Source organism: Burkholderia sp. MSh2, assembly GCF_000731655.1.
Taxonomy (GTDB): Bacteria; Pseudomonadota; Gammaproteobacteria; order Burkholderiales; family Burkholderiaceae; genus Burkholderia; species Burkholderia paludis.
Genome location: NZ_JPGM01000042.1, coordinates 63,798 through 86,542 on the forward strand (window position 1 = coordinate 63,798; position 22,745 = coordinate 86,542).

General features: G+C 68.2%; 23 protein-coding genes. 9 read left to right on the plus strand and 14 right to left on the minus strand.

The features are described 5' to 3' along the window. Positions 1-205 precede the first annotated feature (205 nt). The 4 genes from GQ57_RS43845 to GQ57_RS25465 form a co-directional block, all read right to left on the minus strand. Positions 206-406 (minus strand): DUF1493 family protein, encoded by a 201-nt coding sequence (locus GQ57_RS43845; RefSeq protein ID WP_235215129.1) that lies wholly within the window; start codon positions 404-406, stop codon positions 206-208. Between the two features lie 304 nt (positions 407-710). Continuing rightward, the gene (locus GQ57_RS25455) at positions 711-1,097 is read right to left on the minus strand and encodes a RidA family protein (RefSeq protein WP_006751946.1); all 387 of its coding nucleotides are present in this window, start codon (positions 1,095-1,097) and stop codon (positions 711-713) included. A 124-nt stretch (positions 1,098-1,221) separates the two neighbouring features. Continuing rightward, a complete protein-coding gene (locus GQ57_RS25460) occupies positions 1,222-2,703 on the minus strand; it encodes an N-acyl-D-amino-acid deacylase family protein (protein WP_034199376.1) in 1,482 nt (493 codons plus the stop codon). 2 nt (positions 2,704-2,705) lie between these two features. After that, positions 2,706-3,644, minus strand: coding sequence for a MurR/RpiR family transcriptional regulator (locus GQ57_RS25465; RefSeq protein ID WP_031401116.1), 939 nt, complete (start codon positions 3,642-3,644; stop codon positions 2,706-2,708). A 119-nt stretch (positions 3,645-3,763) separates the two neighbouring features. On the opposite strand from GQ57_RS25465, the gene GQ57_RS25470 reads away from it, so the two are divergent. After that, positions 3,764-5,044, plus strand: a complete 1,281-nt coding sequence (locus GQ57_RS25470) for an amino acid deaminase (RefSeq protein ID WP_031401117.1) — start codon at positions 3,764-3,766, stop codon at positions 5,042-5,044. Between the two features lie 154 nt (positions 5,045-5,198). Then, positions 5,199-5,780: a DJ-1/PfpI family protein gene (locus GQ57_RS25475; protein WP_031401118.1), complete on the plus strand. Its 582-nt coding sequence runs from the start codon at positions 5,199-5,201 to the stop codon at positions 5,778-5,780. A 60-nt stretch (positions 5,781-5,840) separates the two neighbouring features. Here GQ57_RS25475 and GQ57_RS25480 read toward each other — a convergent pair whose 3' ends face one another. Further along, the gene (locus GQ57_RS25480) at positions 5,841-6,287 is read right to left on the minus strand and encodes a MarR family winged helix-turn-helix transcriptional regulator (RefSeq protein ID WP_031401119.1); all 447 of its coding nucleotides are present in this window, start codon (positions 6,285-6,287) and stop codon (positions 5,841-5,843) included. Positions 6,288-6,330: 43 nt separating this feature from the next. Then, the gene (locus tag GQ57_RS25485) at positions 6,331-7,926 is read right to left on the minus strand and encodes an MDR family MFS transporter (RefSeq protein ID WP_034199377.1); all 1,596 of its coding nucleotides are present in this window, start codon (positions 7,924-7,926) and stop codon (positions 6,331-6,333) included. 95 nt (positions 7,927-8,021) lie between these two features. Between GQ57_RS25485 and GQ57_RS25490 the strand changes: the two genes are divergently transcribed. Next, positions 8,022-8,864: an EcsC family protein gene (locus tag GQ57_RS25490; protein ID WP_034199378.1), complete on the plus strand. Its 843-nt coding sequence runs from the start codon at positions 8,022-8,024 to the stop codon at positions 8,862-8,864. On the opposite strand, the gene GQ57_RS25495 is transcribed toward GQ57_RS25490, so the two are convergent. Next, entirely contained in the window at positions 8,834-9,796 is a 963-nt protein-coding gene (locus GQ57_RS25495) for an alpha/beta hydrolase (protein WP_034199379.1), read from the minus strand. The genes GQ57_RS25490 and GQ57_RS25495 overlap by 31 nt on opposite strands. Positions 9,797-9,885: 89 nt before the next feature. After that, positions 9,886-10,320 carry a CHRD domain-containing protein gene (locus tag GQ57_RS25500; RefSeq protein WP_031401123.1) on the minus strand — a complete coding sequence of 145 codons (435 nt, stop codon included), beginning with the start codon at positions 10,318-10,320 and terminating at the stop codon, positions 9,886-9,888. Positions 10,321-10,918: 598 nt separating this feature from the next. Here GQ57_RS25500 and GQ57_RS25505 point away from each other — a divergent pair. After that, the gene (locus GQ57_RS25505; RefSeq protein ID WP_152601839.1) at positions 10,919-11,884 is read left to right on the plus strand and encodes a hypothetical protein; all 966 of its coding nucleotides are present in this window, start codon (positions 10,919-10,921) and stop codon (positions 11,882-11,884) included. Between the two features lie 21 nt (positions 11,885-11,905). Here the strand turns inward: GQ57_RS25505 and GQ57_RS25510 are convergent, their stop codons facing one another. From GQ57_RS25510 to GQ57_RS25520, 3 genes are all read right to left on the minus strand, one after another. Continuing rightward, positions 11,906-12,679 (minus strand): class II aldolase/adducin family protein, encoded by a 774-nt coding sequence (locus tag GQ57_RS25510; protein WP_031401125.1) that lies wholly within the window; start codon positions 12,677-12,679, stop codon positions 11,906-11,908. A gap of 147 nt (positions 12,680-12,826) precedes the next feature. Then, positions 12,827-14,452: a phospholipase D family protein gene (locus GQ57_RS25515; protein WP_034199380.1), complete on the minus strand. Its 1,626-nt coding sequence runs from the start codon at positions 14,450-14,452 to the stop codon at positions 12,827-12,829. A gap of 243 nt (positions 14,453-14,695) precedes the next feature. Next, positions 14,696-15,412: a FadR/GntR family transcriptional regulator gene (locus GQ57_RS25520; RefSeq protein ID WP_031401127.1), complete on the minus strand. Its 717-nt coding sequence runs from the start codon at positions 15,410-15,412 to the stop codon at positions 14,696-14,698. Between the two features lie 127 nt (positions 15,413-15,539). Between GQ57_RS25520 and GQ57_RS25525 the strand changes: the two genes are divergently transcribed. From GQ57_RS25525 to GQ57_RS25540, 4 genes are read left to right on the plus strand one after another with little or no spacing between them, the layout of a single operon-like run. After that, the gene (locus GQ57_RS25525) at positions 15,540-16,331 is read left to right on the plus strand and encodes a (Fe-S)-binding protein (RefSeq protein ID WP_034199381.1); all 792 of its coding nucleotides are present in this window, start codon (positions 15,540-15,542) and stop codon (positions 16,329-16,331) included. Then, a complete protein-coding gene (locus GQ57_RS25530; RefSeq protein WP_034199382.1) occupies positions 16,328-17,068 on the plus strand; it encodes a LutC/YkgG family protein in 741 nt (246 codons plus the stop codon). Before GQ57_RS25525 ends, GQ57_RS25530 begins: the two co-directional genes overlap by 4 nt. Further along, positions 17,065-18,510: a LutB/LldF family L-lactate oxidation iron-sulfur protein gene (locus tag GQ57_RS25535; protein ID WP_031401130.1), complete on the plus strand. Its 1,446-nt coding sequence runs from the start codon at positions 17,065-17,067 to the stop codon at positions 18,508-18,510. Before GQ57_RS25530 ends, GQ57_RS25535 begins: the two co-directional genes overlap by 4 nt. A gap of 56 nt (positions 18,511-18,566) precedes the next feature. After that, positions 18,567-20,273, plus strand: a complete 1,707-nt coding sequence (locus tag GQ57_RS25540; protein ID WP_034199383.1) for a lactate permease LctP family transporter — start codon at positions 18,567-18,569, stop codon at positions 20,271-20,273. Positions 20,274-20,376: 103 nt separating this feature from the next. Here GQ57_RS25540 and GQ57_RS25545 read toward each other — a convergent pair whose 3' ends face one another. The 3 genes from GQ57_RS25545 to phbB form a co-directional block, all read right to left on the minus strand. Further along, positions 20,377-21,138, minus strand: coding sequence for a M48 family metalloprotease (locus GQ57_RS25545; RefSeq protein WP_034199384.1), 762 nt, complete (start codon positions 21,136-21,138; stop codon positions 20,377-20,379). A gap of 284 nt (positions 21,139-21,422) precedes the next feature. Continuing rightward, the gene (locus tag GQ57_RS25550; RefSeq protein WP_031401133.1) at positions 21,423-21,605 is read right to left on the minus strand and encodes a hypothetical protein; all 183 of its coding nucleotides are present in this window, start codon (positions 21,603-21,605) and stop codon (positions 21,423-21,425) included. A 108-nt stretch (positions 21,606-21,713) separates the two neighbouring features. Further along, positions 21,714-22,457 carry an acetoacetyl-CoA reductase gene (gene phbB, locus GQ57_RS25555; protein ID WP_031401134.1) on the minus strand — a complete coding sequence of 248 codons (744 nt, stop codon included), beginning with the start codon at positions 22,455-22,457 and terminating at the stop codon, positions 21,714-21,716. A gap of 55 nt (positions 22,458-22,512) precedes the next feature. Between phbB and GQ57_RS43850 the strand changes: the two genes are divergently transcribed. Continuing rightward, positions 22,513-22,745, plus strand: a 233-nt coding sequence (locus tag GQ57_RS43850) for a hypothetical protein (RefSeq protein WP_235215130.1), incomplete at its 3' end; no start/stop codon positions are given.

Below are 22,745 nucleotides of genomic sequence, written 5' to 3' on the forward strand. Positions count from 1 at the left end.
ATCGCAGCAAGCTTTCCGCCGCCCCGGTCGTGCTCGACCGCTCGCCGGGCGTTTCACGATAGCCCGGCCAGTCGCCCGGCATTCCATTTCCGTTCGAGCGCCGCGCGGTAAAGCATCGCCAACGTGATCGATTCCCGTTTGAGATCGTGCGGTTTCTGAAGCGCCCATTTCCGGAACAACGAATAGAGCCCCGCCTCGCCCTCCATCAGGAATTACTGGTGAAAATCGAAGTCGCCGGAATCGATGGAAAAGCGCTCAAAAAATCACCCATGAAATCACTGGCTTCGTTGCCGGTCAGGCCAAGGTCCTCAAAAAGCCTCGTGGCAGCGGATAGCGGCATCGATTTGCCAAGCCCTATCTCAGATCTGACGAAGTCCTCGATCTCGCCCGAACGCACGTTTTCCATCAAAACACCTTGCCCAGTGGTTTGAAAGGCGGTTGTACCTGATGATCGTGCCACGTACCCGCGCCGATCGCTGTCGCAGCCCGCCAGACAAGCGTGTCACGTGGCGCCCGATTGGAAAAACTTCGTTACGCACTGCAAAACTCTGGCGCGGTTCATACCTCGCTTCAACCCGTCTTTATCTGAACACCCTCCGTCCATCCGCTCGCCGATCGCTCTCGTCCACACCTCGACTCTCCCATAACGCAACGAGGCCGGCGCACACCAACGCGCCAGCCTCGTCACACCACAATTCGCCCTCGCCGCGTTACTTCGCCGGCGCCTTGTACGCGATGCAATCGACCTCGACCTTGCAGTCGATGACCATGCTCGACTGCACGCACGCGCGTGCCGGCGGATGCTCGCCGAAGTACGACACGAACACCTTGTTGAACGACGCGAAATCGCGCGCGTCGTCGAGCCACACGCCGCAGCGCACGACGTGCTCGAGGCCGTAGCCGGCTTCCTTCAGGATCGCGATCACGTTCTCGATCGTCTGCTTCGACTGCGTGACGATGCCGCCTTCGACGACCTCGCCATTCACCATCGGCGTCTGGCCCGACACGTACAACCAGCCGTCGGCCTCGACCGCGCGTGCGAACGGCATCACCTGGCCGCCCGTCCCCTTCGCTTCGCCTACGCCATATCGCTTCATCGTTTCACTCCTTGTGGGTCGACCGGAGCCGACGCGTCCGCGCCGGCTCCGGCCCATGCAACGCACGGTTGCGGATGCGCGCACCGACGACGGCGCGCGCGGCAGATCGGAACAACAACCGCGCTCAGAACGCGGCGTCGGCACTCGCCGGCACGCGCTCGCCGCGCGCGACGAAGCCGCCGGCGCGCTCGCCGGTCGGCTGGCCGTTCTCGTAGGTCAGTACGCCGTTCACCCACACGGCGTCGATCCCGTGCGCGGGCTGCTGCGGCTTCTCGAAGGTCGCGGCGTCGATCACGTGCGCCGGGTCGAACAGCACGAGGTCCGCGTGGAAGCCCACATGCACCTCGCCGCGCCGTGCGATGCCATAGCGACGCGCGGACAGCGACGTCATCTTGCGGATCGCCTCCTCGAGCGGCAGCAGGTTCGTGTCGCGCACGTAGTGGCCGAGCACGCGCGGGAACGCGCCCCACAGCCGCGGGTGCGGCAGCGGATCGTTCGGCAGGCCGTCGGAGCCGACCATCGTCGCGGGATGCGACAGGATCCGGCGCACATCCTCCTCGGACATGTTGTGGTACACCGCGCCCGCCGGGCGGATGCGCTGCGCGGCTTCCTGCTCGGTCACGCCCCAGTCGGCCGCGATCGCCTTCAGCAGCTTGCCCGCCACTTCCGGGTGCGGCTCCGACCACGTGATCGTGATGTCGATGTCGCCCGTCACCTGCTTCAGGTCGAGCGTCGACGAGCTGCGGCTGTACGGATAGCAGTCGCAGCCGACCGGCTGGTAGCGGCGCGCGCCTTCGAGCGACGCGAGCACTTCGGCGCTGCGCCCCCAGTTCGACGGGCCGGCGCACTTCAGGTGCGAGATCACGACCGGCACGCGCGCATGGCGGCCGACCTGGTAGGCCTCTTCCATCGCGTCGAGGATCGCGTCGAACTCGGTCCGCATGTGCGTCGTATACAGCGCGCCGGCGTTCGCGAGCGGCTCGGCGAGCGCCATCACCTCTTCGGTCGGCGCCGCGAACGCGGAGCCATACGCGAGGCCCGACGACAGGCCGAGCGCGCCGTTCGCGAGCGCCTCCTCGAGCTGTGCGCGCATCCCGGCGATCTCGCCGTCGGTCGCTGCGCGGTCGAGGCGGTCCATCTGGTTGTTGCGCAGCGCCGTATGGCCGACGAGCGCCGCGACGTTCACGGCCGGACGCGCGTCGTTCACGGCCGCGACGTAATCGGCGAAGGTCGGGTACTGGAACGCGCCGCGCTCGCCGAGCAGGTTCATCGGGTCGGGCGGATCGCCCGCGAGCGTCACCGGCGATGCGCTGATCCCGCAGTTGCCGACGATCACGGTCGTCACGCCCTGCGAGATCTTCGGCACCATCTGCGGCGCGCGGATCACGTGGGTATCGTCGTGCGTGTGCACGTCGACGAAGCCCGGCGCGAGCGCGCGCCCGTTCGCATCGACGACGTTCTCGGCAAGCCAGTTCGACAGGTTGCCGATCGCCGCGATCACGCCGTTGCGGATCGCGACGTCGCGCGTGACGGGCGGCGCGCCGGTACCGTCGTAAAGCTGCGCGCCGACGATCAGGGTATCGGCGGCTTCGGGATGCGAATGCATGGTCAGTCTCCTACCGGTTGACGGTCTCCGCCGCCGCGATGCGCATCGAGCGCGTGCTTGATGCGGCGCAGCGATTCTCGGCCCGCATCGCCGAGCCGCAATGCGACTCCGGTCACGAGCACGTCGATCGCCATCATCATCGCGTAGCGCGACGTCGACGGCTTGTAAATGAAATCGGTTTCGAACGCGACGACCGGGATCAGGTGGTCGGCCAGCTTCGCGAGCGGCGAGGCCGGCGCGGTGATCGCGATCAGCTTCGCGCCGTAGCGCTTCGCGAGCCGGCAGCTCTCGAGCAGCTCGGGCACGCGCCCGCTCACCGACAGCGCGACGACGACGGCGTCGCGCGACAGCGTCGCGGCCACCATGCGCTGCAGCACGCTGTCCTGGTAGCTCGCGACCGGCCGGCCGAAGCGCACGAGCCGGAAGCGCAGCTCGTCGGCAAGCGCGGTCGAGCCGCCGCCCTGCCCGTACACGTAGATCATCTTCGCGCCGGCGAGCAGGTCGGCCGCCGCGTCGAACGATGTGTTGCGCAGCAGCTGGTGGTTGTGCGCGAGCGCCAGGCGGATCTCGTCGTAGACCATCGACGCGGGGCTCGCATCCTGCGCGGGCGTATCGTCGGTGGGCACGAGAAAGCGCTGGCCGACCGCCGCCGCCTGCGCGACCAGCACCTTCAGTTCGCGCACGTCGCGGCAGCCGACGGCTTTCGCGAAACGCGTGACCGTCGCGACGCTGACCTCCGCGTCGCGCGCGAGCGCCCCGATGCTCGCATGCGCGGCGCGCGCCAGATCCGCGAGGATGAACGCGGCGACCTTGCGCTCGGCTTCGCGCAACTCGGGCGCGCATTCGGCGATCCGCGCGACGATGTCGAGGACCGGCGCGACCGCCGGAGCCGGATGGGGCTCGGTCGCGAGCGGAACGGTCGGAGTGGCGGACGTATTCATCTGTCGAAAAGGATGCGAAGCCTGATGTTACTAAATAACATCACCGCGCAGATGCTACTTTCTGTACCATCTGCGTGTCAACTTCAGTGCAATGCATAGTGATGATGGAGCGGGATGACATGAAAGTTACAAACTATCAGGAAGCGACGATCGACCCGTTCGGCAAGGGCCTCGGCAATCTGCCGAGCGCGAGCGTGCCGCTCGGCGAGGCAGGCCGGCTCGAGTGGAACCTGCTCGCGGAAGACGTCAGCCTGCCGGCCGCCGTGCTTTACGAGGACCGCATCGAACACAACCTGAACTGGATGCAGGAATTCGTCCGGAAGTACGGCGTGAAGTTCGCACCGCACGGCAAGACGACGATGGCGCCGCAACTGTTCCGCCGCCAGCTCGACGCCGGCGCCTGGGGCATCACGCTCGCCACCGCGCACCAGGCGCAGGCCGCGTATCACGGCGGCGTGCGGCGCGTGCTGCTCGCGAACCAGCTGGTCGGCCGCCAGAACATGACGATCATCGCCGGGCTGCTGTCCGATCCCGACTTCGAGTTCTTCTGTCTCGTCGATTCCGCCGACAGCGTCGACCAGCTCGGCCGCTTCTTCGGCGCCGCGAAGAAATCGCTGAACGTGCTGCTCGAGCTCGGCGTGCCGGGCGGCCGCGCGGGCGTGCGCGACGCCGCGCAGCGCGAGGCCGTGCTGGCCGCGATCGCGCGCTATCCGGACACGCTGAAGCTGGCCGGCATCGAACTCTACGAAGGCGTGCTGAAGGAGGAAGGCGAGATCCGCGCGTTCCTGCAGGAAGCCGTCGCGCTCACGCGCGAGCTGGCCGACGCGGGCCGCTTCGCGCGCACGCCGGCGATCCTGTCCGGCGCCGGCTCGGCGTGGTACGACGTGGTGGCCGAGGAATTCCGGAAGGCCTCCGACGCCGGCTTCGCGGAAGTCGTGCTGCGGCCGGGCTGCTATCTCACGCACGACGTCGGCATCTACAAGAAGGCGCAGACCGACGTGTTCGCGCGCAACCCGATCGCGCGCACGATGGGCGAAGGGCTGCTGCCCGCGCTGCAGCTGTGGGCGTACGTGCAGTCGGTGCCGGAAGCCGATCGTGCGATCGTGGCGCTCGGCAAGCGCGACGCGGCGTTCGACGCGGGGCTGCCCGAGCCGGCACGCCACTTCCGTCCGGGCCGCGACGATGCGCCGCGCGACGTCGCCGCGAGCGAAGGCTGGGCCGTCACCGGGATGATGGACCAGCACGCCTACCTGCAGATTCCGCCGGGCGCGGACGTGAAGGTCGGCGACATGGTCGCGTTCGACATCTCGCACCCGTGCCTGACGTTCGACAAGTGGCGCCAGCTGCTCGTGCTCGACCCGCAGTTCCGCGTGACGGAAGTCGTCGAAACGTTCTTCTGACGCACGCCGCGCCCACCGCCCCGCCGCTCGCGCGGGGCGACCGTCACGCACGCTTCAAGCGCCCGGAGTACACTGCGCTTTCGTCCTCGGGGCCCCTCGCGGCCGTTGCGCACGGCGCGAACGGGCCTTCAACGCTGCTTCACTGGAGAAAGCCATGGCCGCGAAGAAGATCCTGTTCCTGACCGGCGATTTCGCCGAAGACTACGAAACGATGGTGCCGTTCCAGGCGCTGCAGGCCGTCGGCCATCACGTCGATGCAGTCTGCCCGGGCAAGCGCGCGGGCGACAAGATCAAGACCGCGATCCACGATTTCGAGGGCGACCAGACCTACACCGAAAAGCCCGGCCACCAGTTCACGCTGAATGCGGCGTTCGACGACGTCGACGCATCGCGCTACGACGCGCTCGCCATCGCGGGCGGCCGCGCCCCCGAATACCTGCGACTCGATCCGAAGGTGATCTCGCTCGTGCGCGAGTTCGCCGAAGCCGGCAAGCCGATCGCCGCGATCTGCCACGCGGCGCAATTGCTCGCGGCCGCCGACGTGATCCGCGGCAAGCGCATCTCGGCCTACCCGGCCTGCGCGCCCGAAGTGAAGCTCGCGGGCGGCGAATATGCGGACATCCCGGTCGACGCGGCCGTGACAGACGCGCCGTTCGTCACCGCGCCCGCGTGGCCCGCGCATCCGGCCTGGCTCGCGCAGTTCCTCACGCTGCTGGGAACGCGCATCGAACTGTAAATCCGCGGGAAACCGATACGGGACGATACGGAGCAGGCGGCGGCGCCGACGCGCCGCGCGTCAGCGCGCGACCGGCTTCGAAGCGACGTCCGAGATCCGCGTTTCCAGCATCGCCAGCGCGCCCGACAACGCATTCAGCACGTCGTCCGGCAGTTGCGCCATCGTCTGTTCGAGAAACGCCTTGCGGCGCGGCAGGCACGCGTCGAATGCGACGCGGCCTTCGTCCGTCAGCGTCACGTTGGTCACGCGGTTGTCACGCGCGTCCGATTCGCGCTCGATCCAGCCGAGCGCGTCGAGCGACTTCAATTGGCGCGTGAGCGCGCCCGGATCGATGCGTAGCACTTCGACGAGCTTCTTCTGCGACGAATGCCCGCCCATCGTGTGCAGCGCGACCATGATGCGCCAGCGCGGCATCGGCTGCCCGACGTGCGCCTCGAAGGCGGTCATGAACGCGCGATACGTGCGTCCGAATTGCTGCAAGATCGCGACGCGGTCCTGTTCTTCCATGCGCTGAATTCGTTTCCGGTGAGTCGTTGAGTTGCCCGATCGGTCAGTCGGCCGCGACATGCGGTTCGATCTTGCGCCGCAGCGTGATCGGCGGCACACGGCGACACTGCCACACCGACACCACGGCGACGACGGCCGCCATCGCGACGCCCAGGTGAATCGCACCGACGAGCGATTCGCGGGCCGCTTCCAGCAGCAGCGCGCCATTATGCCCGGCACGCGTGAGCGCCTCGACGAGACCGCCCTGCGCCGCACGGTCGATCAGGATCTGCGGATCGGCAAGCTGCGCGTGCCACTGCATCGCGTGATCGGCCGTGAGCGCACTGCGCACGCCGCCCGAGTACATCTGGTTGACGAGCGTGCCGGTCAGCGCCGTGCCGATCATCCCGCCGACCATCCGCAGCGACTGCAGCAGCGCCGTCGCGATGCCGAGGTGCTCGCGGCCGGCCGCCTGCTGCGCGAACACGGTGAGGTTCGGCAGCACGAAGCCGAGCCCGATGCCGCCCGCGACCATCAGCACCATCAGCATCCAGGCGGGTGTCGTGTGCGTCGACACGACGATGCCCGCGCACGCGATCGCGAACAGCACGAAGCCGACGTGCAGCATCGCATTCGGATTGCGGATCCGCGTGACCACACGGCCGTTCATGATGCTGCCGATCGTAATGAACACGACGAGCGGCGTGATCACGAGCCCCGCCTCCTTCGGCGACATGCCGAAGCCGCCCTGGAACAGCAGCGGCGCGTAGAACAGCAGCGAGAACATCGAGAAGCCGGCGAGGATCGCGAGCACGAACAGCGCCGACAGCGCGCGGTTGCCGAACATGTCGAACGGCAGAATCGGCTGCGCGCAGCGCTTCTCCCAGTGCCACAGGCCGATGCCGGCCGCGACCGCGATGACGAGCAGCAGCGACGCCCAGCTCGCGACACCGTACTTCGGCAGCCATTCGACGAAGAGTTGCAGCGCGCCGAGCGCCAGCGCGATCAGCAGCGCGCCCGGCCAGTCGAGCCGCATCTTGCGATCGTGCTCGACGTGGCGCAGGTGCGGCAGGTAGCGCCACACGAACAGCAGCGACAGCAGGCCGACCGGCAGGTTGACGTAGAACACCGAGCGCCAGCCGAACGACTGGGTCAGCACGCCGCCGAGCGACGGGCCGACCGCGTTCGCGATGCCGAACGCGGAGCTCATCAGCACCTGCCAGCGCAGCCGCACGACGGAATCGGGAAAGAGGTCGGGAATGCACGCGAACGCGGTGCCGACCAGCATCCCGCCGCCGATCCCCTGCAGCCCGCGCGCGAGCACGAGGGACAGCATGTCGTTGGCCATCCCGCATAGCACCGATGCACCGGTAAACACGATGATCGACACGATCACGAACGGCTTGCGGCCGTAATAGTCGCCGAGCCGGCCGAAGATCGGCACCGTGATCACGGAACTGAGCAGGTACGAGGTCGCGACCCACGCGTACAGGTCGAACCCCCGGAGCTCGGCGACGATGGTCGGCAGCGCGGTGCCGACGACCGTCTGGTCGAGCGCGACGAGCATGGTGACGAAAGAGATCCCGATCATCGCCAGCAGCGATTCGCGGAAGGGCAGGACTTGCCCGGTCGAATGGTGAGCGGCAGTATGGACGGCCATTTTTTGTTGATGCAACTTTTGACGTGTCAAACAATTTCAAAATTGTAGCATGGCGGAGTAATCTAGGCCGGCGACGGTCAATGCCAAGGAGAAAGATGGAACCGATTTCAATCACGCCCGCGACTGCGCTGTCGCAGGAGGATCGGGACGCGCTGCGGCGTGCGAAGCAGGTACTGGAAAGCCCGTCGCTGACGATGAAGCTGACGGGCATACTGGGCGCGCCGGTCGAGAAGATGATCGCGAAGCTGCCGGATTTCGCGACCGGCAAGATCAACGATGCGACGCAGCTCGCGCTGCGCAAGTGCCTGAACATCGCGCTGCGCACGCTCGGCAAGCCGTCGGCGCCGGACGCCGAGCCCGAGAAACCCAGCAACCTGCTGCACAAGCTCGCGGTCGCGACGACCGGTGCGGCGGGCGGCGCGTTCGGCTTTCTCGCGCTGCCGGTCGAACTGCCGATAACGACCACGCTGATCTTCCGCTCGGTGTGCGACATCGCGCGCAGCGAGGGGGAAGACTTGACGTCGGTCGATACGCAGCTGCAATGCCTGGCCGTGCTCGGGATGGGCGGCAACCCGGACAAGCAGGAAGAGGACGCCGATCTCGGCTATTTCGTGCTGCGCGGCGCGCTTGCGCAGGCGATCTCGAAGGCGTCGTCCGACATCACGACGAAGGGTATCGCCGCGCACAGCTCGGCGGCCGTGTTCAAGCTCGTGCAGACGGTGGCGTCGCGCTTCTCGGTGCAGGTGACCGAGCAGATGGCCGCGAAGTCGATTCCGGCGATCGGGGCCGTGCTCGGTGCGACCGTCAACACGCTGTTCATCGACCACTTCCAGCAGATGGCGCACGGCCACTTCACCGTGCGACGGCTCGAGCGCCGGTACGGCCCGGCGGCCGTCAAAGCCGCCTATCAGGCAATCGACGCCTCGCCGGCGCGCTGAACCGCGCGTTCGACCGCAACGCGGCGCAGGAATACGGCCGCGCGGTCGAGCGCGTCGCGCGCTTCGGGCACCATCGGTGCATACAGCTGCCATACGTGCGGCATGTCCGGCCACACCTCGATCTCCACCGCCACACCGGCCGCCCTCGCCTTCTCGGCCACGCGACGCGAATCGTCGAGCAGCACCTCCGTGCTGCCGACCTGGATGTACAGCGGCGGCAGGCCCGCGAAATCCGCATAAAGCGGCGATGCATACGGATTCGTCGCCGGCTCGTCGCCGAGATACAGCTTCGCGGCCTTCGGCAGCGCCGCGCCGGCGAACATCGGGTCGGCGCCGTCGTTGGTGCGCAGCGTCGCGCCGGTGGCCGCGAGATCGGTCCACGGCGAGAACAGGATCGCGCCGGCCGGCAGCGGCTCGCCGCGATCGCGCAGCGCGACGAGCGTCGCGAGTGCGAGGCCGCCGCCCGCCGAATCGCCGCCGAGCACGATCGATTCGGGCGGCGTGCCGAGCGCCAGCAATTGGCGGTACGCAGCCAGCGCATCGTCGAGCGCGGCCGGGAAACGGTTTTCGGGCGCGAGCCGGTAGTCGAGCGAGAACGAGCGCACGCCCGCGCGCTTCGTCAGGCCGAAGACGAGCGGCCGGTGGGTTCTCGTCGAGCAGAAGTAATAGCCGCCGCCATGGAAGTACAGCAGCGTTCGGCCGGACTCGCGCGCCGCGCCCGCGTCGGCGCGCTCGAGCCATTCGCCGCGCAGCGGTGCGTCTCCCGCGCCGTAGCACTGGCGCAGCCGATAGCCCGACGGCGCACGGCGCGGCACGATCATCCGCAGGTCGGTAAAGCGCCGCGCGCGGGCGGGATCGAGCACCTCGCGCGTGGTCTCGGGACGGAACTGCCAGCGCAGCAGCCAGCAGGCGAACTTGCTTTGCCAACTCATCGGGCGCACTCCGGGATCACAGTGTGACGATGGTACGTGCAATCATTCCCGCGCCGCTCGACAGGTGCCTCTATATCAGACGCCGTCGCTCAGTTCGCGGGCATCACCTGGCCGCGGATCTCGCCCGCCGGGTGCTCCTTCGTATGGACGTTGAAGTACCACTTGCCGCCCATCAGGTCGGTGACCTGCGCGTCGGTCAGCTCCTTCTCCCCCTTGATCGGGCTCGCCAGGTCGTCCTTCGGAATCGGCACCTGCACGGCCGCGTTCTGGCCGACCGGCGCGGGCCCATGGAAATGCGCGGCGGTGGCCGGCCCCGTCAGGTGTTCGTATGTCACCGTCCATTGCAGCATGTGCGTGGCCGTGTCGTAGGTGGCGTCGACAGCGCCCGAGCCCTTGGTCGCCGTCGGCGGCACTTCGCTCGACGGCTGCAGATTGGCGGACAGGCGCACCGTTTCGGCAGCGGCGCCGCCGGCGACCAGCACGCCCGCGAGTAACGCGACCTGGAGCAAACGCAGCTTGAGCATGGACTCTCCTTGTACGACGTTGTGCGCCGCCCGAACGGGGGCGCCATCCGTGATGGTAGTCGATCGCGGCCGATCCGGCAGGCCGTCGAACGGTCCTGCGGCGACACACGGCGCGCGGCCCGTCAGTCTGCGCCGGCGTGGAATGGACCTTTGCAGCCGGACGACTGAATCCGCGCGCGGCCTTTCGCTACACTTCGTCTCACAGTTGCTTGTTTCCTTCGTCCGAAGGAGTCTGCGAGTATTCACGCGGCCACCCGGCCGCGTTTTTTTTTGCATCGTCCGTCGCCCCGGCAAGCCTGCCCGCACACACCCTCGATCCGGATTTCCATTCCGGACAATACAAAGGATGCCGAATCGAATATCCGCTTGCGTGAACGTCGGCGGCGGCATCATTCCCGGGACGCAAACGATCCCGGGAATCGTTGCACTTCGATGACACAACCGGACTGTCGTGACAGTCACGACACGTAACCGGACGTTGTGCAAACATCCATCGACAGACCGCCGCGCTCACGAGAGAATAATCGGGTGCCATCGTGACTGGACCAAAAAAATCATGCCGACCTGTCACCCGAACCGCCCCTCCCGCATCCGGCCGATGCTGGCGGGCCTCTGCTCGATCGCCGCCCTTTACGCCGCACCGGTCCGCGCCCAGGAATTCTCGCTGCTCGCCGGCCCGCTCTGGGGCGGCGGCGATCGCACCTATGCCTGGGCGATGGACTATCAGGAAGGGTTGGGACGGTACGCCGCGGTCGGCTTTACCTGGTATAACGAGGGCCACATCCCGAACCATCATCGCGACGGCCAGTCGGTTCAGTTCTGGGGGCGCCTGCCGCTCGAGAACCGCCGCTTCGTGCTGTCGGCCGGCGTAGGCCCCTATCGTTACTTCGACACGGTGCCGGCGGTCGAGGGCCGCGGCTATTCGGATTCGCACGGCTGGGGCGTGCTGATGAGCGTGCGCGCCGCGTACTACACGTCGCATCGCTGGATCGCGCAGTTGCAGGTGAATCGCTCGCAGGTCTTCACCGGGCCCAATACGACCTCGGTAATGTTCGGCATCGGCTACCAGCTCGATGCGCCCGATACGCCGGGCCCACGCGACACGCCGCTCGCGCGCACCGGCAAGGTCACGAACAACGAAATCACCGCGATGCTCGGCGAGACGATCCTCAACAGCCGCTCGTCGCCGTCGGCGCTCGGCGGCAGCCTCGAGTACCGGCGCGGCCTGACGCGCAGCATCGACTGGACCGCAACCTGGATGTACGAGGGCTCGAAACAGTCGATCCGCCGCAACGGGATCGCGTCCGAGCTGTGGCTCACGCGCGCGTTCCTGGACGACAAGGTCACGCTGGCGGCCGGTGCAGGCGCCTATTTCACGGTCGACCAGCGCAACCGGCGCGACCAGCCCGGGCCCGGCAACGGACGGTTCTCGGGCATCGTGTCGATCTCGGCCAGCTACCGCATTTCCGATCACTGGCTCACGCGCATCACGTGGAATCGCGTGGTCACACACTACAACCGCGATACCGACGTGATCCAGGCCGGCCTCGGCTACCGCTTCTAGCGGCGGCGCGGCCGCCCCACGTCACGCGCGGTAGCCGGGATCGATGCGATCGACGATGCGCTGCAGTGCGTCGAACGCGTCCTGTCCCGCGCCATGCCTCGGATCGAAATTCAGCGAATCGCGCACGCACGCCTCGAGCACGGGCGGCGCGATCGGCAGCGCATCGCCGATCGCATGCGTGGCGACCTGCACCTCGCACGCACGGTTGAGCAGCCACATCAGCGAGAAGGTCTGCGCGAGCGTCGCGCCAATTGTGACCGGCCCGTGGTTGCGCAACAGCAGCACGGGCCGGCCGCCCGCGCTCTCGACGATGCGCCGCCCCTCCTCCAGATGCACGGTAATGCCCTCGAAGTCGTGATACGCGACCTTTCCGTACAACTGCGCCGAATAGAAATTCGAGAACGACAGCCCGTCGCGTGAACAGCACACGGCCATCGCGGGCGTCGTGTGCACGTGCATCACGCAGTGCGCGTCGGGCAACGCCGCATGGATCGCGCCGTGGAACGTGAAACCGGCCGGATTGACCGGCCAGTCGGAATGGCCGACCACGTTGCCGTCGATGTCGATCTTCACGAGGTTCGACGCGCACACCTCGCTGTAATGGAGCCCGAACGGGTTGATCAGGAAATGCCCGTCCTCGCCCGGCACGCGCAGCGAGATATGGTTGTAGATCAGCTCGGTCCAGCCGAGATGATCGAAGATCCGGTAGGCCGCCGCGAGCTGCACACGCGCCTGCCATTCGGCTTCGGAGAAACGGGCAGGACGCGTGAACGGCTGGTTCGGTACACGTTGCATGGGGGAACTCCGGTTGCGGGTATGCGCGCCGCGCGTGGCGCTGCCGCCAGGCGGCAGCGTCGCACACGCCTTGATGGTTGCGCACACAACCATATCACCTTCCCTCCGCACCGGACACGCGGGTTTAGCCGGAGCGCGTTCGCTCCCTCAAAGCTGGTCGTCGACCGGCAGCAGCATGAAGACGCCGGTCATCAGGTTGCGCAGCAGTCCCGCGTGCGGATCGACGTGATAGGTAGCGGGCCGGCCGTCGTCGACGCCCGTCCACTCGAGTTCGGGCGCGCCGCCGCCCGCCGGCGCCGCGAGGCTGACGCGATAGCTTTCGTCCGGCTGCGTCGCACGCGCGAAGATCGTCGCGGCCTGCTGCGCGAGCGCCGGGCTGTGGATCACGAGCGCCAGTTCGGTGTTCAGGTGCGCGGACCGCGGATCGAGATTCAGCGAGCCGATCACGAGGATCTTCCGGTCGATCACGTACGCCTTTGCGTGCAGGCTGGCCCGCGAGCGCGATCCGAACAGACGCGGGCGCTGGCGGCCCGGCTGCGCCTTGAACTCGTACAGCTCGACGCCGCGCCGCAGCAACGGCACGCGGTACGGCCCGTAGCCGGCCTGCACGGCGACCGCGTCGGTCGCGGCGAGCGAATTGGTCAGGATCGCGACGCGCACGCCGCGCGCGGCCGCGTCGCCGAGGGTCTTCACGCCCGCATCGTGCGGCACGAAATACGGCGAGAAGGCAAGAAACTCCTGCTGCGCGCCGCGCGTCAGCTCGACGAGCCGCTGCATCGGCGGGCTCACGTACGCGTCGGTCGGCTGCGCGACCTTGTCGGGCGCATCGACCCTGAACTCGGCCGGCGCCCACACGAGCGCCAGCGCGTCGTGCGCGATCTGCTGCGCGAGCGGCGTCGCGTTCAGCGGCTTCGCGTTGTACGGATCGGCGTTCTTGCGCCAGTGCTCGCGCAGTTCGTCGCGCATCGCATCGAGATCCTTCGGATCGAACGACTGGTGATTCAGCTCGCGCAGCGGATAGCTGCTCGCACTCGACCAGTACGCGTCGAAGCTCGCCGAGATGTCGTACGTCACCGGGCCCGCGGCAAGCACGTCGAGATCGCGGAACTGCAGCGTCGGGCTCGCGCTGAAATACTCGTCGCCGAGATTGCGGCCGCCGACGATCGCGATCTGGTTGTCCGCGATCATCGCCTTGTTGTGCATCCGGCGTGTGAAGCTGTCGATGCGCGTGAAGAAGTGGGTCGTGCGCTCGACCATGCCTTTTTGCGACGCGCCGAACGGATTGAACACGCGGATCTCGATGTTCGGGTGCGTGTTCAGCGCGGCCATGACGCGATCGATGTCGCGGAAGTTCAGGTCGTCGACCAGCATCCGCACGCGTACGCCGCGATCGGCGGCGTAGAGCGCCGCGGCAAGCAACAGCTTGCCCGTCGTGTCCTCGGTCGCGATGTAGTACTGCATGTCGAGCGTTTTCGTCGCGGCGCGCGCGAGTGCGATGCGCATCTGCAACGCCTCGGCGCCGTCGGGCAGCAGCCGGAAACCCGACTGGCCCGGGTGTGCTGCCTTGGGCGCGGCGAGCGCATCGCGCAGCGGCGTCGCGGTATCGGGCGGCAACGCGTGCGACACCGGGCGATCGAGCGAGGTGGCGGGCGGATGCGTCGCGCACGCGGCGACGAGCGACAGCAGCACGCCGGCGGCCAGCGCGCGGGCCGCGCGACGGGCGGCGCCCCACGACAGCGCGGCCGGCGCGCGCCGGATCAGAGACGTGAACACGGAAACTTCCTCGACTGGCGGAACACAGGGCCCGCGTGTGCTGCGGCGCGCGGCTGGCGCACGATTCCGGCCGATTCTAGTGGGCGCCCGACGCGCCGGTCAATCGCACGGGCCGCGCAGCCGGCCGACACCGCGCCCGAGATCGGCCCGCCCACGACCGCCTTCCACGCACCGCCCCCCAGCCGCGCCGCAAGCGCCCGCCGGACGGGCCGCGCACCGAAGCGGTCCGACCAATCTCAGGGCTCAGGGTTCGTCGCCGCTGCGCTCGAAATAGCTGCGCACGTAGTCGATATGCGTCTGCATCGCGGTGCGCGCCTCTTCGGGCCGTTGCGCGCAAATGGCCTCGCACACCACCCGGTGCTGCAGCAACAGCAGCTCGGACGCCTGCTCGTCCTGCGTCGTCATCCCCGCGACGTTGATCGAGATGTGCTCGCGCAGCATCCCGATCACGCTCGTGTGCAGGTGCAGGAACATCGTGTTGTGCGACGCGAGCGCGATCGCCTCGTGCAGCTTCGCGTCGGTCGCGGCTTCCACGGCGGCTGCGCCGTTCGCGTGCGCGGTTTCGAGCTCGCGCAGCAGCGCGCGGATCCGGCGCCGGTCGTTCGCGTCGGCGCGCAGCGCGGCGAAATACGCGGTCGCCCCCTCGAGCACGCGCCGGAATTCGAGGATGTCGTCGCGCAGCGCCGGGTGATCGGCCACCAGCTGGCCCCACGGCGACGCGATGCCCGCGCGCAACTGGTCCGTCACGTACACGCCCGCGCCGCGCCGGCTCTGCAGCAACCCGCGCGCGACGAGCCGCTGGGTCGCCTCGCGCACCGTGTTGCGGGCGACGCCGTACTGCTGCGCGAGGACGCGCTCGGCCGGCAGCCGCGCGCCGGCCGGCCAGGTGCCGTCGAGCAGCGCCGTCTCGATCCTGCGCATCACCACTTCGGTCCGGCCCCGTGCCGTCATCGCTGCCATCGTCGTCTCCGCTGCGGAATCCCTGCCGCGCCAATTGGCCCAACCAATTTGAGCTGCGGCGCCGTCGCGGGAATTATGCAGCGAAATCGTCGCCCCGCAAGCCGGGCCGTCGCCTCTGGAGCGAGACATGAACGAAAGGCAATACCCCGCCGCCCTCCCCGCGCACGTCTATCTGTTCGCGACCTGCCTGGTCGACCTGTTCGTCCCCGAAGCCGGGCTCGACGCGGTCCGCCTGCTGGAACGCGAAGGCCTGACCGTCCACTATCCGCGCGGCCAGAGCTGCTGCGGCCAGCCGGCCTACAGCAGCGGCAACCCCGACGAAGCGCGCCGCGTCGCGGCCGCGCAGCTCGACCTGTTCGCCGACGCATGGCCCGTGATCGTACCGTCCGGCTCGTGCGCGGGCATGATCCGGCACCATTGGCCGGCGCTGTTCGCCGACGATCCCGTCAACGGCCCGAAGGCCCGCGCGATCGCGGCGCGTACCTACGAACTCGCCGAATTCCTCGTCCACGTGCTCGACGTGCAACTCGACGCGGCAACCGGGCCCGACGAGCGCGTCGTGTTGCACACGTCGTGCGCGGCGCGGCGCGAGATGGGCACGCGCGGGCACGGCGTCGCGCTCGTCGATGCGCTGCCGGGCGTCACGCGCATCGAGCACGAACGCGAATCCGAATGCTGCGGCTTCGGCGGGACGTTCTCGCTGAAACACCCCGACATCTCCGGTGCGATGGTGCGCGACAAGGTCGCGTCGGCCTGCGCGACGGGGTGCGACCGGCTCGTGTCCGCCGATTGCGGCTGCCTGCTCAACATCGGCCACGCGGCCGAGAAAGCCGGCGCGCCGCTGCCGGTCGAGCATCTCGCCAGTTTCCTGTGGCGGCGCACGGCCGGCGCCGCGTCGTTGCGCGGAGACAAGCAATGAGCGCACGCGCCGCGATTCTCGCGCGCCTGCGCGCAGCCGCCCCGGGCGTCGCGGCGACGGCCGCCGCCGCGCTCGACGGTCGCATCGATACCCACTACGACAGGCGCCGCGCGCCGGCCCAGCCCGATCCGCAGGCGCTCGTCCAGGCGATGCAGGCCGCGCTCACCGCGTCGCACGCGGAGGTCTGGTGCGCGAGCGCCGACACATGGCCCGCGCAGCTCGCGGCACGTCTGGCCGACGCCGGCGTGCACCGCCTGCTGCTCGACCCGGCCCGCACCGAATCCGCCGCGCTCGCCCGCGCGCTGCCCGGCACGGTCGCACCCATTCCGTTCGACCGCCCGATCGAAGCGTGGAAGACGGAACTGTTCGACACGATCGATGCGGGCTTCACCGTCGCCCGCTCGGGCATCGCGGCCACCGGCACCCTCGTGCTCGCGCCCGACGCCGGCACGCCGCGCACCGTGTCGCTGGTGCCGCCGCTGCACGTCGCGCTCGTTCACGCGAACACGCTGCATGCCGACCTGCACGCGGCCGCGCACGCGGAGCGCTGGCATGCCGGCATGCCGACCAACCTCGTGCTGGTGTCGGGACCGTCGAAGACATCCGACATCCAGCAGACGCTCGCCTACGGCGCACACGGCCCGCGCCGCCTGTGGGTCGTGATCGTCACCGGTCCGGCTGCCGATATGGCGGCCACCCACCCGGCCGCCACTGCCTGCGAGGATCTGCCGCGATGAACGATCACACACTGCAATTCGTCGCCCCCGGCGACTTCAAGGCCCGCGCACGCGCCGCGCTCGACGATCCCGCGCTGCGCCGCAGTTTTCGCGGCGCGATGGACTTCCTGCAGGGCAAGCGCGCGACGCAGTTCCCCGACGACGCCGAGTTGCAGCAACTGCGCGATCTCGGCGAAGCCGTGCGGCAGCACGCGCTCGCGCAATTGCCGACGCTGCTCGAGCGGCTGGAGACAAAGCTCACCGAAGCCGGCGTGCACGTGCACTGGGCCGAGACGGCCGGCGACGCCAACGCGATCGTGCTCGGCATCGCGCAGGCGAAGAAGGCGCGCCGCGTGATCAAGGGCAAGTCGATGGCGAGCGAGGAAATCGAGCTGAACCATGCCCTCGCGGAGCATGGCGTCGACTGCATCGAGTCCGACATGGGCGAATTCATCGTGCAGCTCGCGGGCGAGAAGCCTTCGCACATCGTGATGCCGGCGATCCACAAGACGCGCGGCGACATCGCCGAGCTGTTCGAGGAACACATCCCCGGCACGCGCTACACGGAAGACGTCGACGAGCTGATCCAGACCGGCCGGCGCGCACTGCGCCGCGCATTCGCCGAAGCCGAGATCGGCCTTTCGGGCGTGAACTTCGCGGCGGCCGACACGGGCACGCTGTGGCTCGTGGAGAACGAGGGCAACGGCCGCCTGTCGACGACGGTGCCCGACACGCACGTCGCGATCATGGGTATCGAAAAGGTCGTCGAGAAGCTCGAGCACATCGTGCCGCTGTCGAGCCTGCTGACACGCTCCGCCACCGGCCAGGCAATCACGACCTACTTCAACCTGATCACGGGGCCGCGCCGCGACGGCGAACGCGACGGCCCGCGCGAACTGCATCTCGTGCTGCTCGACAACGGCCGCACGCAGGCGTACGCGGACGAGCAGCTGCGCGCGACGCTGCAGTGCATCCGCTGCGGCGCGTGCATGAACCACTGCCCCGTCTACACGCGCATCGGCGGCCACGCGTACGGAACGACCTACCCGGGACCGATCGGCAAGATCATCTCGCCGCACCTGCTCGGCCTCGATGCGACGGCCGACCTGCCGACCGCGTCGACGCTGTGCGGCGCATGCGGCGAGGTGTGCCCGGTACGGATCCCGATCCCGCAACTGCTCGTGCGGCTGCGCACCGAGGCGAACCGCAAGCCCGACGAACCCGTCGCGCATCCGCTGCGCGGTCAGGGCGCGAACTACAACCGCGCGGAAGACCTCGTGTGGCGCTTCTGGTCGGGTGCGTTCGCGCATCCGCGCGCGTACCGCGCGTTCCGCTGGACCGCGACGCGCCTGCGCGCGCTGACGCCCGCGAAACAGATGGGCTGGACGCAACACCGCACGCCGCTCGAACCGGCGCCGCGCAGCCTGTCCGACCTGCTGCGCGCACGCGGCCAGCCCGAATAGCACCCGCTTTACCGACCGTACCCATAGAAATACAGACACAGATGGAGGAGACACCCATGCAGGTTTGGCATCAGATCTACACGCCGCTCGGCAGCCTCGGACTGTCGGCGCTCGTCGCCGCGATCCCGATCATCTTCTTTTTCGTCGCGCTCGCCGTCCTGCGGATGAAGGGCCATGTCGCGGCCGCGATCACGCTGCTGCTGTCGCTCGGCGTCGCGATCCTCGCGTACGGGATGCCCGTGCGGCAGGCGCTCGCGGCCGCCGGCTTCGGCTTCGCGTACGGCCTGTGGCCGATCGCGTGGATCATCGTCGCGGCCGTGTTCCTGTACAAGATCGTCGTGAAGACCGGCCAGTTCGACATCATCCGCGCGTCCGTGCTGTCGATCACCGACGACCAGCGCCTGCAGATGCTGCTGATCGGCTTCTCGTTCGGCGCGTTTCTAGAAGGCGCGGCCGGCTTCGGCGCGCCCGTCGCGATCACGGCCGCGCTGCTCGTCGGCCTCGGTTTCAAGCCGCTGCACGCGGCCGGGCTGTGCCTGATCGCGAACACCGCGCCGGTCGCGTTCGGCGCGATGGGCATCCCGATCATCGTCGCCGGACAGGTGACGGGCATCGATCCGTTCCACATCGGCGCGATGGCCGGCCGCCAGTTGCCGCTGCTGTCGCTCGCGGTGCCGTTCTGGCTCGTGTTCATGATGGACGGGCTGCGCGGCGTGCGCCAGACGTGGCCGGCCGCGCTCGTGGCGGGCGGCAGCTTCGCACTCACCCAGTACTTCACGTCGAACCATATCGGGCCCGAGCTGCCGGACATCACGTCGTCGCTCGTCAGCCTCGTCGCGCTCGCCGCCTTCCTGAAAGTCTGGCAGCCGCGCACCGCCGCGCGGACGGCCGGCGGCATCGTCGCGACGGGCGGCGGCGCGGCGCTGGCAGGATTCGGCGGCGGGAGCCACGGCTCCGGCGCGCACCGGAGCCGCCAGGCGTCGCCGTACACGCTCGCGCAAACCGTGCGCGCATGGTCACCGTTCCTGATCCTGACGGCCGTCGTCACCCTGTGGAGCATCGCGCCGTTCAAGGCGCTGTTCGCCGCGCACGGCGCGCTCGCATCGACCGTGCTGAAGTTCCATGTGGCGGGGCTCGACCAGCTCGTCGTGAAGACCGCGCCGATCGCCGCGACGCCGAAGGCGCTCGACGCCGTGCTGAAGATCGATCTCCTGTCGGCCGTGGGCAGCGCAATCCTCGTGACCGCGCTGATCTCGATGGCGCTGCTGCGGATGAAGCCGCACGACGCGCTCGTTACGTTCGGCGAGACCCTGAAGGAGCTGACGCGCCCGATCCTGTCGATCGGCCTCGTGCTCGCGTTCGCATTCGTCGCGAACTATTCGGGGATGTCGTCGACGCTCGCGCTGATGCTGGCCGCGACCGGCGCCGCGTTTCCGTTCTTCTCGCCGTTCCTCGGCTGGCTCGGCGTGTTCCTGACCGGCTCGGACACGTCGTCGAATGCGCTCTTCTGCTCATTGCAGCAGGCCACGGCCCACCAGCTCGGCATACCCGAGACGCTCGCGGTCGCCGCGAACACGACGGGCGGCGTGACCGCGAAGATGATCTCGCCGCAGTCGATCGCGGTTGCCTGCGCGGCGACGGGCCTCGTCGGCAAGGAATCGGAGCTGTTCCGCTTCACGGTGCGGCACAGCCTGCTGTTCGCGGTCGTCGTCGGAGCGATCACGCTGCTGCAGGCGTATTTGCTGCCGGGAATGGTGCCGTAAAGCGGCGCACCGGCCGGAAAAACAAAACCCCGCGCCTTTTGCCGGCGCGGGGTTTTTCTTTTCGGGTACCGATCGCGGCGCCGGCCGGCGGTCGGCCGCGCGATCAGCTGCCCTTCGCGATGCGATCCTCGATGTGCTGCGCACGGCTCGCCGACGACGGGTGCGAGCTCATCATCGAGCTCTGGCCGCCGTCGAGCTTCGCGAGCTTCTGGAATGCGGTGACGAGGCCTTTCTGGTTCATGCCCTTCTGCTTCATCAGGTCGAACGAGTAGTCGTCGGCCGCGCTTTCCTGCGTCTGCGAGAACTGCGCGTTGATGAACTTCTCGGTGATGTCGCCGAGTTGCGAGCTCGTCAGCGCCGCCACGCCCGGCGATGCCGCGCCGGCCGCGGTACGCGCCGCGCTGACCGCGTAGGCCGTCTGCATCGCCTTCTTCGAGTGCCCCAGCGCCACGTGGCCCATTTCATGGCCGATCACGCCGCGCAGCTCGTCGTCGTTCATCATGTCCATCAGGCCGCTGTACACGCGCACGCAGCCGTTGCCCATCGCCCACGCGTTGACGTCCTTGGTCATGTAGACCTTGTAGTTGATCGTCTGGCCGTTCAGCGTCATGTCGCCGAAGCCCTTCATCACCTTCGTCAGGCGCTTCGAATACGCGCTGTTCGCCGGCGCGATCCTCGATTCGGCGTCGCTGGCCTTGCACGAGTCGTTCGACAGCGCGGCGATGTCGGCATCCGACAGCGTCGCCGCCTTGTACAGGCTCGTCCCTGCCGACGTCAGGCTGTTTGCGTCAAGGCTCTGCACCCCGCCGCATGCGCTCAGCAGAAACGCCATGCCACATGCGGCCGCCGCTTTCTTGAATTGCATTCCGGATCCCTCGATAGTTGTATTTAGGAGCGGCGATTTTGCATAATCCGGCAGAAAATTACCAGATGTTTACATCGCATGACACCTTCATTACACATCGATGTGATACGAGATAACGGAAGAAAGCGGAATTAACAACTGAAGCCCCATCAATTGCGGCAGAGCGCGCCCGCCGATCGGAACGGCAAGCAGGTGGCACGCTCAAGCCGGCGTCGCGCTGCGCTGCGGCGATCGCGTGTCGTCATGCAGCGGGGGAGCGCCTCACGGCCGCGATGGCCTGGCCGTCAACGCACACCCCGCACGCGCGCGAAACGCTTGCCGTATGCGACGAGCCAGCAATCGCGATGATCGAAGTCCCGCAGCAGCCGCGCGCGGCGCCGTTCGAGCCAGTAGAGCGAGATCGCCGTCGTCAGCGCAACGGCCAGTGCCGCGCCGCCGATCGCGAGCCCTATCCAGGTGTCGCCCATGCCTTCTCCGGATTGCGAGACCGCGGCGGTGCGCCCGCGCCGCCGCGGTACTGAAACCAGCGGTACGCGGCCCGTCGTGCGCGCGAGCGCCTTCCGGGCCGCCGCGCGTCAGTGCATGTGCTGACCGCCGTTGATCGCGATGTTGGAGCCCGTCACGAATCCGGCCTCCTCCGAGCACAGATAGGCGACGAGCGCCGCGACTTCCTCGGGCTTGCCGAGCCGGCCCGCCGGAATCTGCGGGAGGATCTTCGTGTCGAGAATGTCCTGCGGGATCGCCGTGACCATCTTCGTCGCGAGGTAGCCCGGCGATACCGTGTTTACCGTCACGCCCTTGCGCGCGATCTCGAGCGCGAGCGACTTCGTGAAGCCGTGCATGCCGGCCTTCGCGGCCGCGTAGTTGGTCTGGCCGACCGATCCCTTCGAGCCGTTCACCGACGAGATGTTGACGATACGGCCCCAGCCGCGCTCGACCATGCCTTCACAGACCGGCTTCGTCATGTTGAACACGGAATCGAGGTTCGTGCGGATCACCGCGTCCCAGTTGACCTTGTCGAGCTTGCGCAGCGTCATGTCGCGCGTGATGCCCGCGTTGTTCACGAGAATGTCGATCGGGCCGACGTCCCGCACGATCTTCTCGACGCATTGCTGGCACGAATCGTGATCGGCCACGTCCACCGGGTACGCATGGAACTCGCGGCCGGCCGCGTGCATCTCGGTCAGCCAGCGATCGGCGCCGGTGTTGTTCGGCGAATACGTGACGACTACCCGGTAGCCCGCGTCGTTCAACCTGATGCTGACCGCTTCGCCGAGGCCGCCCATTCCACCGGTCACAACTGCAATTCGCTTAGTCATCCTGTTTATTACCGACAAAAAAGTAATCGATGAATGCGGGGCGGCGGCGTCGCACATGCTGCCGCCCCACCGCTTCGATGCGCAGCCGCCCGCGTCGCGGGCGCGGCACGCACCGGAACTTCGCGCCTGTTGTTGGTTGCTTGTCGTGCGCGAAAACCGCTTCGCCCGCCGGTGGCGCCGGCAAGCCGGGGCGGTCGAACCCCGTCAGACGCGCTCGACCGCGAGCGCGACCCCCATCCCGCCGCCGATGCACAGCGACGCCAGCCCGCGCTTCGCATCGCGCCTGAC

Bases quoted from the DNA above. Each gene is read 5' to 3' on its own strand.
- GQ57_RS25500 (WP_031401123.1), bottom strand. From the start codon at position 10,320: ATGCTCAAGCTGCGTTTGCTCCAGGTCGCGTTACTCGCGGGCGTGCTG.
- GQ57_RS25520 (WP_031401127.1), bottom strand. From the start codon at position 15,412: ATGGCAGCGATGACGGCACGGGGCCGGACCGAAGTGGTGATGCGCAGG.
- GQ57_RS25455 (WP_006751946.1), bottom strand. From the start codon at position 1,097: ATGAAGCGATATGGCGTAGGCGAAGCGAAGGGGACGGGCGGCCAGGTG.
- GQ57_RS25510 (WP_031401125.1), bottom strand. From the start codon at position 12,679: ATGCAACGTGTACCGAACCAGCCGTTCACGCGTCCTGCCCGTTTCTCC.
- GQ57_RS25550 (WP_031401133.1), bottom strand. From the start codon at position 21,605: ATGGGCGACACCTGGATAGGGCTCGCGATCGGCGGCGCGGCACTGGCC.
- GQ57_RS25530 (WP_034199382.1), top strand. From the start codon at position 16,328: ATGAGCGCACGCGCCGCGATTCTCGCGCGCCTGCGCGCAGCCGCCCCG.
- GQ57_RS25480 (WP_031401119.1), bottom strand. From the start codon at position 6,287: ATGGAAGAACAGGACCGCGTCGCGATCTTGCAGCAATTCGGACGCACG.
- GQ57_RS25460 (WP_034199376.1), bottom strand. From the start codon at position 2,703: ATGCATTCGCATCCCGAAGCCGCCGATACCCTGATCGTCGGCGCGCAG.
- GQ57_RS25540 (WP_034199383.1), top strand. From the start codon at position 18,567: ATGCAGGTTTGGCATCAGATCTACACGCCGCTCGGCAGCCTCGGACTG.
- GQ57_RS25465 (WP_031401116.1), bottom strand. From the start codon at position 3,644: ATGAATACGTCCGCCACTCCGACCGTTCCGCTCGCGACCGAGCCCCAT.
- GQ57_RS25535 (WP_031401130.1), top strand. From the start codon at position 17,065: ATGAACGATCACACACTGCAATTCGTCGCCCCCGGCGACTTCAAGGCC.
- GQ57_RS43845 (WP_235215129.1), bottom strand. From the start codon at position 406: ATGGAAAACGTGCGTTCGGGCGAGATCGAGGACTTCGTCAGATCTGAG.
- GQ57_RS25475 (WP_031401118.1), top strand. From the start codon at position 5,199: ATGGCCGCGAAGAAGATCCTGTTCCTGACCGGCGATTTCGCCGAAGAC.
- GQ57_RS25485 (WP_034199377.1), bottom strand. From the start codon at position 7,926: ATGGCCGTCCATACTGCCGCTCACCATTCGACCGGGCAAGTCCTGCCC.
- phbB (WP_031401134.1), bottom strand. From the start codon at position 22,457: ATGACTAAGCGAATTGCAGTTGTGACCGGTGGAATGGGCGGCCTCGGC.
- GQ57_RS25490 (WP_034199378.1), top strand. From the start codon at position 8,022: ATGGAACCGATTTCAATCACGCCCGCGACTGCGCTGTCGCAGGAGGAT.
- GQ57_RS25470 (WP_031401117.1), top strand. From the start codon at position 3,764: ATGAAAGTTACAAACTATCAGGAAGCGACGATCGACCCGTTCGGCAAG.
- GQ57_RS25495 (WP_034199379.1), bottom strand. From the start codon at position 9,796: ATGAGTTGGCAAAGCAAGTTCGCCTGCTGGCTGCTGCGCTGGCAGTTC.
- GQ57_RS25545 (WP_034199384.1), bottom strand. From the start codon at position 21,138: ATGCAATTCAAGAAAGCGGCGGCCGCATGTGGCATGGCGTTTCTGCTG.
- GQ57_RS25525 (WP_034199381.1), top strand. From the start codon at position 15,540: ATGAACGAAAGGCAATACCCCGCCGCCCTCCCCGCGCACGTCTATCTG.
- GQ57_RS25505 (WP_152601839.1), top strand. From the start codon at position 10,919: ATGCTGGCGGGCCTCTGCTCGATCGCCGCCCTTTACGCCGCACCGGTC.